A 12,515-nucleotide genomic window follows, 5' to 3' on the forward strand; every position below is an offset into this window, starting at 1 on the left:
CCCGACATCAGCCGTGGCCGATCCGGGCGCGCAACCGGTCGCCGAGCACGACGTCGTGGGGCAGCCGCGCCAGGTCCTCCGCGTCGGCACGCACCCCGTGCCGCCGGAGGATCCGGGCGAGGTACGCCCAGTGGTCCGCCTCGGCGTCCTCCCGGGTGTGGCCCTGGACCGGCTCGTCGGGGCCGACCACCACGCGTGCGGTCTCCTCGACGTCCGCCGCGGAGGTGGTGGCCCAGCCCCCGGACGAGGACCAGCCGCGGTCGTCGAGCAGCAGCACCCGGCGGCCGTCGGCAAGCACCGCCTCGTGGCGCGCCTGCACCGACACCCCGCTGCCGGGCGGCCGGTTGTCGACGTCCGCGGTGGTGAGCAGGCGGACCACGGTCAATGGTCCGACCACGACACCTTCGGCGGCGCGGCCCCACCCGCCGGGCCGGGCGCGCCCCGGAACCCGTACGGGCCGGGCTCGCGGCCCGGCTGCACGAACCAGCACTCCCCCGGTTCGCCGCGCTCCAGCACGCCCTCGATCGCGTCCACGACGTCCTCGGCCGACAGCAGCGGGAAGTCGCCGAACTGCGGCTTCGCCCGTGCGATCAGCGGGGTGTCGGCGAACCCGGGGCAGACCGCGTTCACCCGGATCCCGTCGGGCGCGAGCACCGGTGCCGCGGCCCGCACGTACCCCACGACGGCGTGCTTGGTCATCGTGTAGAGGGCATCACCCGGCATCGGCACGATCCCGGCGAGCGAGGCGGTGGCCACCACCCGGCCCCCGCCCGCGCGGCGCAGCGCGGGCACCGCGGCGGCGAGCCCGAAGACGACGTGGTCGACGTTGACCCCGACGATGCGCCGGTAGCCGGCCAGGTCGAGGTCCACCACACCCGACTGGCCCGCCGTCACGCCCGCGTTCAGCAGGACGACGTCCAGCCGGCCGAACGCCTCTTCGGCGGCGGCGACGTGCGCCGGCATCCGCTCCGGGTCGGCCACGTCACCGGTGAGCGCGATGCCGCCCACCTCGTCGGCGAGCGCCGTGGCGGCGGACTCGTCGCGGTCGGCCACCGCGACCCGCGCCCCCGCCGCGGCGAGCCGCCGCACCGCTGCCGCCCCGATCCCGGAGGCACCGCCCGTCACCAGGGCCCCGTTGCCCGTGAGGTCCATCAGCAGGTCCTGAGGAACCGGTCGAGCACCCGGGTGCCGAACGTCAGTGCGTCGACGGGCACCCGCTCGTCGATGCCGTGGAAGAGCGACGCGAAGTCCAGGTCCGGGGGCAGCCGCAGCGGCGCGAACCCGTAGCACTGCATGCCGAGCTCGGCGAACGACTTGGCGTCGGTGCCGCCGGAGAGCATGTACGGCACGGTCTTCGCCGTGGAGTCCTCCTCGCGCAGCGCGGCGGCCATCGCGTCGGTGAGCGCCCCCGCGAACGGCGTCTCCACGGCCCGCAGGTTCTGCACCCACTCGCGCGTGACGTCCGGGCCGAGCAGCTCGTCGACCTCCCGCAGGAACGCCTCCTCCCGCCCCGGCAGCACGCGGCAGTCGACCACGGCCTCGGCCGTGGACGGGATCACGTTGGCCTTGTAGCCGGCGGACAGCATCGTCGGGTTGGCGGTGTCGCGGACGGTCGCGCCGACGATCCGCGACAGCGGCCCGAGCTTCGCGATCGACCCCTCCAGGTCGTCCTCCGGGAACTCCAGCCCGGTGAGTTCGGACATCTGCTCGAGGAACGCCCGCACGGTGTCGGTGAGCACCAGCGGGAACCGGTGGTTCCCCAGCCGCGCGACGGCCTCGGCGACGTGCGTGACGGCGTTGTCGTCGTGCAGGAACGACCCGTGCCCCGGCTTGCCCCGGGCCCGCAGCCGCATCCACGCGATCCCCTTCTCGGCGGCCTCGATGAGGTAGACCCGCTGGTCCTCCCCGAACGTGAGCGAGAAGCCGCCCACCTCGCCGACCGCCTCGGTGCACCCCTCGAACAGGTCGGGCCGGTGCTTCACCAGCCACTGCGCCCCGTAGGACCCACCGGCCTCCTCGTCCGCGACGAACGCGAACACGATGTCCCGCGGCGGCACCACCCCGTCCCGCTTGAACTGCCGGGCGACGGCCAGCGTCATGCCGACCATGTCCTTCATGTCGACCGCGCCCCGGCCCCACACGTAGCCGTCCTGCACCGCCCCGGAGAACGGGTGCACCGACCACTCCGACGGGTCGGCGGGCACCACGTCCAGGTGCCCGTGCACCAGCAACGCCCCCCGCGACGGATCCGCCCCCGGAAGCCGGCAGAACACGTTCGACCGCCCCGGCGCCCCCGAGTCGAGCACCTCCACCTCGTACCCGACTTCCGTGAGCTTCCCGGCCACGTACTCCGCGGCCTCCCGCTCCCCCGTCGTCGTGTCGAGATCGCCCGTGTTCGTCGTGTCGATCCGGATGAGCTCCGATGTCAGCTCGACGACCTCGTCCTCGGCTGCTCCTTGCCTGGTCACGCGGATCTTCCTACCACCAGGAGGTCCGGTCGCGGGGGGTCGGAGGGTGTGGGCTATCCTTCTCCCAGCAAGTCCGAGTGGCGGAATGGCAGACGCGCTAGCTTGAGGTGCTAGTCCCCGAGTAGGGGGTGGGGGTTCAAGTCCCCCCTCGGACACCCCAGTGTTGCATCTCTGCAACTTTTGACGTTTCTGTGCTCAAGCGCGCTTGAGCACCACCCTTCCGCACCGGCGACACACTGCCGTTCCCTCCGGTAGGGGGACGGCGTCGTGAGCGCCGCAGTTGTTCCCGCCCTCCCTCCGGCACACCGCCGGACGGGCGGCACGACCGAGCCGCGCCGATACCCGACCCGACCGATGCCGGTGCCCGCGCTCCCGGCGCCTCCCGCTCGCGATGTGCGGTACGGCCTGGCCGTGCTCGACCGCTGCGGCCGTGTCGCCGACCGCGCCGTGCTCAGCGCGCTCGCCTGGGACCCGGGCCAGGCACTGGCGCTCACCCTGATCGCCGGGTCCGTGCTCGCTGTCCCCGGCCCGGAGGCACCGGTTCGCGTCGGCAACGACGGGCACCTGCGCCTGCCGATCGGCGTGCGTCGCGCCTGTCACCTCACGGTCGGCGACCGGGTCCTGCTCGTCGCCGAACCCGGTGCCGGCCGGCTCTTCCTGCACCCACCCGCGGGCCTGACCGCGCTGCTCGACGCCCACCACGCCGCCATCGTCGAGGGAGCCACGTCATGACCACGGTGCAGCCACATGACGCCACCGCCAACAACGGGCGGCAGGCCGAGCTCAACGCCGCGCGGCTGCTGCTCGACCGGATGGGAATCTCCCCGGCCGACCTGCTCGCCGCGTCCCGCTCTCGGGCCGTGGTGCCCACGTTCGGCCAGTACGTCCCTCGGGTCCGGCAGGCTGTCGGCGAGGGCACCCGGCGTGTGTACGGCTCGTATTGGAACCGGATCGTCGAGCGCTGGCCCGACCGACGCCTCGACGAGATCAGCGCCACCGACATCCGGCAACTCATGGAGCAGACGAAGGCGAACGTCGTGGCCCGTCGCAACGACCGCGGTAGCCGCAGCGCGGCCGAGCACCTGATCAGTGCCCTGCGCTGCCTGTACCGCCACGCCGAGGACGACGGCCTGATCGATCCCGGCGACAACCCGGCCCGCAAGGTTCCCAAACCACGCCGGCTGCCCAGCACCCGCCAGGCTGTCCCGGACGAGCGGCTCGCCGAGATCCACCACGCCGCCGCGACCACCGGGGATGATCCGGCTTTGGACACCCTGCTGTTGCGGCTGCACGTCGAGACCGCCTGCCGGCGGCTGGCGCTGCGGCCACAGGACCTCGACCCCGACCAGTGCCTGATCTTCCTGCGGGAGAAGGCCGGCACGGTGCGCTGGCAGCCGGTGTCCCCGACGCTCATGACACATCTGCACCAGCACGCCGCCGAACGGCACGCTGCCCGGCCCGAGCAGCTGCTGCGCTACGCATCGGGCCGCCCGATCACCCGACGCCGCTATGACCACCTGTGGACCCGGCTGGGCAACCAGCTGCCCTTCGTGGCAGCGCAGCAGATCTCCACACACTGGCTGCGGCACACGACCCTGACCTGGGTCGAGCGGAACTTCGGGTTCGCCGTCGCCCACGCCTACGCCGGGCACACCGACGGCGGCGGGGACGGCTCGTCGACCTCGACTTACGTGCGGGCCAACGTTCAGGAGGTCGCCGCCGCGCTCGCCGCCCTCACCGGCGAACCCCACCCACTCGCACGGACGGCCGGCCGATGAACACGGTCCCGGCGATCGACCGAGCCGAACAGCTCGCCCGGCAGGCCCGCGAGGCCGCCGAGGTTCGCGCCCTTGCGACCCGCCCGGATGTGGTGGCCCTGCGGGTGGAAGGCATTAGCGCACAGGTCGACGCGCTGCTCTGGGCCGGGGTCGGGCTCGGGCTGCTGTTCACCACGGTCAACGTGCAGCGCTTCGCCGCCGGCGGGGCGCCGGCGTTCTCGGCGGTCTGGTGGGCAGCGTGGCTGCTCGACCCGATGGTCTCGGTTGTGCTGCTCGCCGTGATCCGCGGCGAGCAGGTCACCGCCCGTCAGCAACTGCGACCGGCGGTGTGGGCGCGGGTCACGAAGTGGACAGCGTTCGCGGCGACCTACGTCATGAACACCTGGGAGGCCTGGGGCCTGCATGGTGGCGCACCATCAGCGGCCGGGGTGGTGCTGCATTCGATACCGCCGCTGCTCGTGCTGCTCGCCGCTGAGGCTGGACCCGAGCTTCGCGAACAGCTCGCGCGAACGGCAGCAGCGGTAGGTCACTCTGACCACGACGCTGCCGTTCGTGAACCGGCCCCCATTCGCGAAGCGCAGGCGACCGAGATTCACGAACGTCGTGACCGCACCGCAGAAGCCATACAGCAACCCGGCGTCGAGACTGCGCGACGTCGTGGCTCGGGCCATGGCGGCGCTTCCCCGCGACGGCGGATGCTCGACGACTACCTGGTTGAGGCGCGCGCCGTGCTGGCGTCGGCGTGCGCCACCGGTGACGCGCCGACGGTGACGCCGTCCTGGTGCCGCACGGTGACCGGTTGCTCGGCCGGGACGTCGGTGAAACTCGCCGCCGCGCTGCGCGCGACGGAGGCGGCGGCCGTGAGTTCGTGACCCGTGTCGGGTGCAGGCTGCTCGGGCGCCGGCACGCGTTGGGGCGTCAGCCGGGCCCTGGTGCGACGAGGGGGCCGCGTCGCCTCTCGACCGGCGTGGGCGCAAGCGGGTGTGGTTCGCCGGTCAGTGCGGCGAGCGCGGCGGCGATTTCAGTGATGTCCGCGCGGACATAGGTGGAAGTGACGGCTGCGTCGCGGGAGCCGTTGTGCCCGGCGTAAGCCCGGGCGACGGCGTAGCCGAAGTTGCGTTCCACCCAGGTGAGGGTCGTGTGTCGCAGCCAGTGGGTCGAGATCTGTTGGGTCCGTACCCAGGCCAGGTGCCGTCCCAGCCGCTGCCAGAGGTGGTCGTAGCGGCGGGCGGTGATCGGTTGTCCGGACCGGTACCGCAGCAAGGGCTCGTCCGGCGTGCCGCACGCTCCGCGTTGTGCTGGCAGGGCCGCTCCGATCGCGGCTACGAGCCCGTTGTGGGCGTCGCTGGTCACCAGCTTGACCCCGGTCAGGCCGCGGGCGGTGAGGTCGCGGAAGAACCCGAGCCAGCCGGCGCCGTCCTCGGCCGAGGTCACCTGCAGCCCGAGGATCTCCCGGTGCCCATCTCCGTTGACCCCGGTGGCGAGCAGGGCATGCACGTTGACACCACCGGTGGACGCGACACCGTGCTGTTGGAGCGAGGCTAGCCGATCATCGAGCGCCTCAGCCGGTGTCTTCCAGCCGAGGGTCTTGCGTGGTCTCCCGTTGAGGGTCGCGGCGACCGCGGCGAGGTCCTCGTCGCTCCAGCGGGCGAGTCGGTGCCTTTGGGGAAGTGCTGGCGCAGCAGCCCGTTGGTGTTCTCGTTCGTGCCGCGTTGCCAGGGGCTGTGCGGGTCGGCGAAGTAGACCGCGATCCCGGTGTCGATGGTGAACCGGGCATGCTGGGCGAGTTCCTTGCCGCACATTTCAGGAATGGTTCAGCCATAGGTCGATGGCCAGCCAGGAGCCGAGCGCCGCGACACTCCACCGCACGGTCCTCGGGTGCAGGTAACGAGCGATGACGGGCCCGATCGCACTGCCCACGAGGAGGCCGAGGGCGAGCGGTGCGGCCGCGATCCAGTCGATCGGGCTACCGAAGGCGAATACGACCGCGGACACAAACGCCATAACGGCGAGCAGCACGTTCTTTATCGCGTTCGCCTCGGGAAGGCGATCGTCGATGACCACGAGCAGCAGCGCGAGCAACATGACTCCGGATCCGGCACCGAAATACCCGGCGTAGAGCGAGACCAGGCCGACGAGAGGCCAGGTCACGGCTCGCGTGCCGTCCGGCCGACGGGCGGCAAGCGTGGACAGCCACGGCTGCACCAGCAGCGCCAGGGAAGCCAACGCGACCAGGAACGGAACGATCCGCGAGAAGACACCCGGCGGTGTGATCAGCAGCAACACGGAACCGGCACCAGCGGCCAGCACCGCGATGGGCAGGGCTTGCAGCAGCGCGGGTCGTGTTGCCCGGAGCTCCCTGCGGGACGTCAGCACCGAGCCCGGGCCACAAGCAACTGCGGCAACGAGATTCGTGACGGTCGCAGGGAGAGGCGCCAACCCGACGGCGAGCAACGCGGAGTAGGAGACCAGCGATGTGATCCCACCGGCCGCACCGATCGCGCCGGCGACAACGCCGGCAAGAACTAGCACGAGCGACTGGGCGACCATGTCCGACATCGACGTGATTCTGTGTTGATCATGTGTTGATCATGTGTTGATCATCGCCCGAGCAGGTCGATGCGGTCCTTTACGCGCGAGACGAGTCGGGGGTGGGTGAGCGTCAGCGCCACGGCCGAGAGCGCCAGGAGGATCGCAGTCTCGATGAGCTGGAACACCCAGTACCTGCTGTTCGGCTGCGTACGCACTTCGTAGCCGCTGATGCCGGCGTCGCGCAGACACTGGCCGAGGGGCCGACTTCCGTCGCCACAGCCGGTGTTGATACGCGGAGCGCCTTGCGCGTCGACCCACCGGCGCCCGAGCGTCCAGCCGGGGACGTCCCTGATGGCCGCGTCGGGCCGGGTGAAGTCGATGGCCAGCCGCACGGTCTCGGCAGGCAGGTACTGCGGCCTCGCGACCGTCGCGAGCACGAACATGACGACGACGTAGCCGCTGACCGCAACAACGGCGGGCGCGAGGTTGCCCCGCGCCACGAGCCCGGTGCCGGCCGCGAGCGCGAACGCAAGGACCCCGTACGCGATCGGGGCGAGGCCGGAGCTCTCGAAGAGCGGGGTTTCCAGAGGGCTGAACGAGTGGATGAGCTCGAACGGGGTGTACGCCCATCCCGCGACGAGGCCGAGCGGCACGAGGAGCAGGACAACGGGCACGCCTGCCACCAGCAGGCCGGTCGCCCACCAACGCGTAACGGAGACGCTCTGGGTGAGTGCGAGGACGTCCGTCCCCTCATCGAGCTCCCGCTGGAACAGCCCGATCCCGGCGAGCAGCCCGACCACCAGCGGAACGGCCAGCAACACGAGCTCACTCGGGCCCAAGAACACGGCGAAGGTCACCGGTTCGCTGCCCATGAGGGCAGTCGTGGCGGTGCTGCGGCACGCCTCGGACGGGGCGTCGATGCACCGCTCGGCGAGGCCGTGCTCCAGCAGGTGGGCGACGAGCGCCGCCCGTCCTCCGACGAGCACGATGCAGCAGGCGGCGACGATTCCCGCAGCCGTCAACAGGGCGGCGCGTTGCCGGCGCCAGACGAGCCAGATCACGCAGCATCCTCCGCTTCCTGAAGGTAGGCGAGGACGACGTCCTCGAGGCTAGGGCGGTCGACCTGGAACCCGGTCGGGGTGTCGCCGGGGCCGCGCACCAATGCCGTGGTCTGCCGTGCGGTGGTGGAGGTGTGGACGACAGCCGTACGGGGGAGCGTGTCGCGGGCCCGCCCGCTCAAGCGCCGGTGTGTGTCGAGAAGTGCGTCGATGTCGCCGGCGAGGCGCACCCGGCCGTGGCGCAGCAGCACGAGGTGGTCGCAGGCGTCCTCGAGGTCCGCGAGCACGTGCGAGGACATCAGCACGGTCATGCCGGTCTCGGCGGCCTCGGCGAGCAGGGTGCCCAACACCTGCCTCCGAGCCAGCGGATCGAGCTCCGCGAGGGGCTCGTCGAGCAGCAGCAGAGACGGCCGCCTGCCCAGCGCGATCGCGAGTGCGATGCGCGCTCGCTGGCCGGCCGACAGCTCCCGGACTCGTTCCTGCAGCCCGATCCCCGCCTGGTCCACGAGACGGGCCGTGTACGCGCCGTCCCACTGCCCGGTGACGTTGAGCGCCGCGGCGGCCCGCAGCATCTCGACCACCCGGAACGAGCGGTACAGCGGCTTGTGCTGGGCGACGAAGCTCGCTCCAGTCGGCATACCGGTGCGCGCGGGGTCGTGGCCGAGCACGTCGATCCTGCCGCTGCTCGGCCGGCGCAGCCCGGTGGCGAGCGTGAGCAATGTCGTCTTGCCCGCACCGTTCGGACCCACCAGCGCGCACACACGGCCCGGCGGCAGCTCCAGCGAGCAGTCGCGCAGCGCCCACCTCGCCCGGAACTGTTTGCCCACGCCGTCGAGCCGCAACACCGCCCGCTCGGTCTCAACCACGGACCGTCCCCCTCCGGTAATGTGTGTCCCGGACGTCGGCGAACAGGGCGTCGACGTCCTCCTCGTCCATCCCGGCCCGCGCGGCCCGTTCCATCCACTGCTCGAGCTCGCTACGCAGCCGCGCGTCGTCCTCGGATTCCGGCCGGGCCAGCGACTGCAGGACGAACGTGCCGAGCCCGGGTCGGGGCTCGACGAGACCCGCGCGTTCGAGCTCGCGGTAGGCCTTGAGCACGGTATTGACGTTGACCGCGGTCTGCGCGACCACCGCCTTCGCCGTCGGCAGGCGGTCCCCCGGCAGCAGGGTGCCGAGCCGCAGGGCCTGCTCGACCTGCCTGACGATCTGCAGGTACGTCGGCACACCCGACCGGCGCTCGATCCGGAACTCCACCCGACCCGTCCTCAACAACTAAGATGTTAGTTGAATAGTGGAGGCGATCACGAGTTTCGTCAAGCGGCAGGGGTGGCGTGCTGCAAGGACCCGTTCGCCGGCAGTGTCGGCGGTCCGGACACTTGACCAGTCCCGCTGCGATCTGGCCAACCATCTCTGCACCCACCGCGGGACCCGCTGCGGCCCATCCCGCTGAAGGCCTTCGACACGGCACGTCCCCACTCGGTGCTCACGATCTCGACGACGGCCGCGGTCACGAACACCTCGGCTACGGGGTCACGGTGTCGCTGGCCTTGCAGCAGCCCTGGGCACTCGCCCGCCGGAGCACAACGCTCAACCACATGGCGAAGGTGCGCGTGCCGAGAACACGGTGACGCCCGCCCGGACGCGCCGCCGCGCGGGCTGGGCCCGCGACCGGTCGATCCTCCACAACGAGCGCTACGACCTGGCCCAGGAGTACCTGGAGGTCTGTTAGCGGCGCTGGGCGGCGGTGGAGTCCCGGGCGCGGCCGGACGGGACGCCGAGCGTGCCGTGTTCACCGGCGCGGAAGAGGTGCGCAGCGTCGTGCCCGAGCGCCTGTGCTCAAGAGGTGCCGGCGTCGTTCCCGAGCGAGCCGTCACGGCAGCGCACCCCAGATGATCCTCCAGACGAGCAACTCGTCGCAGCGGCGGCGCCGATGCGTCCCCCGACAGGCACGGGTTGTTCGCGAAGGCCCGCTGCATCCGGCAGGCTCGTGGTCTCGCTCAGGATTCCTTGCCTCGCGGTGCCATGGTTCGTGACGCGAGTCCCTCGACGACGGTGTGGTCGAGCTCGAGCAGGTGTCCGATGGTCTGGATCGAATGGGCCTGTTGTTGTTCGTAGAGGTCGAGCGGGTCGAGAACCTCTCGGTCGATCGCGCCCGCGAGCCACTTGAGGTCGTAGCCGGTATCGGCGGGGGTGTTGTTCCGAGTTCCCTCACCGGCCAGGTTCGACTGGAAGATCCCGGCGGCCGAACGGGGCAGGAAATCCTCGTAGACGATGGGCTCGGCAGTCACCCACCCGTGATCGAGGAGTTCGGTGAGCGTCGTGGGCGGATACCCGCCGTCCCTCGCCCGCTCGCGGTTGCAGTGGTAGGTGAAGAACGCCAGGCCGCGTTCGATCAGGCCGCGTTCCGTCGCAGGGAAGCCGCGCTCCCAGACGGAGCGAGCGATCTCCGCGCGGTTCACCATCGGCGTGGCCTCGCAACGGCGGTCGATCTCGGAGAGGAGCGCGTCGTAATGGGCCCGGCCCTCCCGCGTCAACGCGATACCGCGGGCTTCCACCTCCCCGAAACGCACACGCAGCGCACCGGGCTTAATCACGCCGTCGGCGCCGCGCATCCTGCGCGCTTCGGCCAGTGCCCGGAACGAGGTCTGGCGCAGCAGCACATCCGGGCCGTTCCACCGAGGCGGGCCCTGGATCCTGTCGATCATCTCGATGCCCTGGCCCGTCATCCGCTGGTAGAGCTCGTCGATGTCCAGCACACGGGGCGTCAGGTGGTTGACGTGCGTGCCGCGGACCCCCGCAATGTCCGCCGCGACGCTGGAGACCTGCTCGAGAGTCTCGTACCAGGCCTTGTCCACCGGTTCGGTGGACAGCTGGAAAGCGGCCACGGCCAACTGCAGGAACTCCTCGCCCAGCGCCTCCGGAATCTCCTGTTCCCGCTCGGCCCGGTCTGCCAGCTCGAGCAGCCGCGGCTGAAAGAGTCGTCGGGAGCCCAGGAACCGGTCGATCCTCTTCTGCAGATCCCGATCGAAGAACTGCGCGTCCGCGGTGGTCAGCAGCGAGGTGAAGACCCGGAACGGATTGCGCGCGAGCTCCGAGCCGTCGACGGGACGAAACGCCGTGGAGACGACCGGTACAGCGCTGGTAGCCGCCTCCCGCAGATCGTAGAACCCGACCGGCCGCATTCCGAGTGCGCCGAAGATCCGTGCCACCTGGCTGAGCTCCGCGGGAGTGCCCACTCGGATCGCTCCGTGCCGCTCGGCGGTCACGCGACCGATCGACCCCAACCGCTCGGCGGCTGCGCCCGACCGCCGCAGGACGTCCTCGTTGACCTCCCGGGTCACGTCGACGAGTGTCATGTAGGCGGGCACTTCCCGTCCGTACATCTGCGAGAGCCGCTGCGCGAATGCCGCACGCAGCTGCCATTGCTCCATCACCGCCATACCACTGCCTCTCCCCGTCACGTTGCGAACGGGCTCGTTGCCGACCGCGACATAGCTCACCTCCCGCCTCATCCCGGCCTCGCTCATCACACGGGCAGACGACCCTTGCTGTGCATCGCTGCCCGCACGCGCTGCTCAGCGAGGGTTCGCCCCGCTGAATGGGGGGTGGTACCGGTGCGTGTGGCCATGTCGAGGATCGATTCTGTGGTTGCCCGCAGCTTCTCGGAGATGGTCGAAAAAATCCGCTCGACGTCGGGCCGGAACCCGGAGTATCGCGCATCCATGGCAAAGGCCGCGGCCACGGCACCGCCGGCGTTCGCGAGGAAGTCGGGCACGACGGTGACGCCGCGCTGCGCGAGGACCGCTTGTGCGTTCGGTGTGGTCGGGAGGTTGGCGCCCTCCACGACGAGCCGAGCCTTGATCCGGTGGGCGGTGTGGTCGTCGATGACGTCCTGCAGCGCGGCCGGAACGAGTACGTCGCAGTCCACCACGAGCTCCTCGCCAGGAGCCAAGGTTGAGCCGGGAACGTGCTCGATGAGACCGTCCCCGTGCTCGGATCGGGCGTCTCGCAACATCGCCACGTCGAATCCGGCCGGGGCATGCACAGCACCGTGCGTGGTGGAAATGGCCACGATGTCGGCGCCCAGCTCCGCGAAGCGGGCGGCAGCGGCGGCACCGACGGCGCCGAAACCTTGGATTGCGACCCGAGCTCCAGCAAGCGGAAGCCCCACACGTTTCGCGGCCGCGTCAGCGGCTTCCGCGACCCCGTAGCCGGTCACGCCGAGCTCGTCGTAGGCCACCCCACCCAGGTGCGGGGGCGTGCCCACCGCCGCACCCCGGTCACCCAACTCGTCCTGAACAATTGCGGCGTCGTCCTCGGTGAGACCCATGTCCAGCCCGAAGACGTACTCCCGGGGAACCTCGTTGTGCAGCGCCCTGACGAACGCGCGCAGCACGGGCTCCTTGTCCCGGGAAGTGGGATCGGCAACGATCCCTGCCTTGGCGCCACCGTAGAAGAGGTCGACGCCCGCCCACTTCCACGTCATGTTGCGCGCCAACCGGGCGACCTCCGCCACCGTCACCGTCGGGCTCATGCGGGTGCCGCCCTTCCCGACGCCACGGGCGGTGTTGTCGATGACGAGCACGCCCTTCATCCCGGTGCGGCGATGGGAGACGATCACGATCTTCTCGGGACCCCAGTCGTCGACGAGGGCGAGCGGATCGGTCATGGAACGGGTC

At 70.9% G+C, this 12,515-nt stretch carries 12 protein-coding genes, 1 tRNA gene and 2 pseudogenes; 4 read left to right on the forward strand and 11 right to left on the reverse strand.

Going from position 1 to position 12,515, the window contains the following annotated elements; translation table 11 throughout:
• Nucleotides 1-7: 7 nt before the first annotated feature.
• The 3 genes from ACFPL3_RS29585 to ACFPL3_RS29595 are packed head-to-tail and all read right to left on the reverse strand — an operon-like array spanning nt 8 to nt 2,468.
• The gene (locus tag ACFPL3_RS29585; protein WP_343945087.1) at nt 8-397 is read right to left on the reverse strand and encodes a hypothetical protein; all 390 of its coding nucleotides are present in this window, start codon (nt 395-397) and stop codon (nt 8-10) included.
• The gene (locus ACFPL3_RS29590) at nt 382-1,152 is read right to left on the reverse strand and encodes an SDR family oxidoreductase (protein ID WP_379589765.1); all 771 of its coding nucleotides are present in this window, start codon (nt 1,150-1,152) and stop codon (nt 382-384) included. The genes ACFPL3_RS29585 and ACFPL3_RS29590 overlap by 16 nt, the downstream gene beginning before the upstream one ends.
• Nucleotides 1,152-2,468 (reverse strand): M20/M25/M40 family metallo-hydrolase, encoded by a 1,317-nt coding sequence (locus ACFPL3_RS29595; RefSeq protein WP_343945089.1) that lies wholly within the window; start codon nt 2,466-2,468, stop codon nt 1,152-1,154. The genes ACFPL3_RS29590 and ACFPL3_RS29595 overlap by 1 nt, the downstream gene beginning before the upstream one ends.
• Nucleotides 2,469-2,539: 71 nt before the next feature.
• Between ACFPL3_RS29595 and ACFPL3_RS29600 the strand changes: the two genes are divergently transcribed.
• The 4 genes from ACFPL3_RS29600 (at nt 2,540) to ACFPL3_RS29615 (ending at nt 5,118) form a co-directional block, all read left to right on the forward strand.
• Nucleotides 2,540-2,623 (forward strand) — tRNA-Leu (locus ACFPL3_RS29600).
• 205 nt (nt 2,624-2,828) lie between these two features.
• The gene (locus ACFPL3_RS29605) at nt 2,829-3,200 is read left to right on the forward strand and encodes an AbrB/MazE/SpoVT family DNA-binding domain-containing protein (RefSeq protein ID WP_379589766.1); all 372 of its coding nucleotides are present in this window, start codon (nt 2,829-2,831) and stop codon (nt 3,198-3,200) included.
• Nucleotides 3,197-4,246, forward strand: a complete 1,050-nt coding sequence (locus ACFPL3_RS29610; RefSeq protein WP_343945091.1) for a tyrosine-type recombinase/integrase — start codon at nt 3,197-3,199, stop codon at nt 4,244-4,246. Before ACFPL3_RS29605 ends, ACFPL3_RS29610 begins: the two co-directional genes overlap by 4 nt.
• Nucleotides 4,243-5,118, forward strand: coding sequence for a hypothetical protein (locus tag ACFPL3_RS29615; RefSeq protein ID WP_343945092.1), 876 nt, complete (start codon nt 4,243-4,245; stop codon nt 5,116-5,118). The genes ACFPL3_RS29610 and ACFPL3_RS29615 overlap by 4 nt, the downstream gene beginning before the upstream one ends.
• A gap of 46 nt (nt 5,119-5,164) precedes the next feature.
• Here ACFPL3_RS29615 and ACFPL3_RS42070 read toward each other — a convergent pair.
• From ACFPL3_RS42070 to ACFPL3_RS29655, 8 genes and pseudogenes are all read right to left on the reverse strand, one after another.
• A pseudogene (locus ACFPL3_RS42070) lies at nt 5,165-5,749 on the reverse strand (transposase); the annotation flags it as partial.
• 9 nt (nt 5,750-5,758) lie between these two features.
• Nucleotides 5,759-6,042 (reverse strand): annotated as a pseudogene (locus tag ACFPL3_RS29625) (IS30 family transposase); the annotation flags it as partial.
• A gap of 7 nt (nt 6,043-6,049) precedes the next feature.
• Complete coding sequence (locus tag ACFPL3_RS29630) at nt 6,050-6,805, reverse strand: sulfite exporter TauE/SafE family protein (RefSeq protein WP_343945093.1); 756 nt, start codon at nt 6,803-6,805, stop codon at nt 6,050-6,052.
• A gap of 41 nt (nt 6,806-6,846) precedes the next feature.
• On the reverse strand, nt 6,847-7,839 hold the full coding sequence (locus ACFPL3_RS29635) for a hypothetical protein (RefSeq protein ID WP_343945094.1): 993 nt from the start codon (nt 7,837-7,839) through the stop codon (nt 6,847-6,849).
• Entirely contained in the window at nt 7,836-8,702 is an 867-nt protein-coding gene (locus ACFPL3_RS29640) for an ABC transporter ATP-binding protein (RefSeq protein WP_343945095.1), read from the reverse strand. Before ACFPL3_RS29640 ends, ACFPL3_RS29635 begins: the two co-directional genes overlap by 4 nt.
• Entirely contained in the window at nt 8,695-9,090 is a 396-nt protein-coding gene (locus tag ACFPL3_RS29645) for a GntR family transcriptional regulator (protein WP_343945096.1), read from the reverse strand. Before ACFPL3_RS29645 ends, ACFPL3_RS29640 begins: the two co-directional genes overlap by 8 nt.
• Nucleotides 9,091-9,833: 743 nt before the next feature.
• Nucleotides 9,834-11,336, reverse strand: coding sequence for a 2-oxoadipate dioxygenase/decarboxylase (gene hglS / locus ACFPL3_RS29650; RefSeq protein ID WP_343945097.1), 1,503 nt, complete (start codon nt 11,334-11,336; stop codon nt 9,834-9,836).
• Between the two features lie 26 nt (nt 11,337-11,362).
• Nucleotides 11,363-12,505: a Glu/Leu/Phe/Val family dehydrogenase gene (locus ACFPL3_RS29655; RefSeq protein WP_343945098.1), complete on the reverse strand. Its 1,143-nt coding sequence runs from the start codon at nt 12,503-12,505 to the stop codon at nt 11,363-11,365.
• Between the last annotated feature and the right edge of the window lie 10 nt (nt 12,506-12,515).

The organism is Pseudonocardia zijingensis (genome assembly GCF_042657305.1).
Classification (GTDB): Bacteria; Actinomycetota; Actinomycetes; order Mycobacteriales; family Pseudonocardiaceae; genus Pseudonocardia; species Pseudonocardia zijingensis.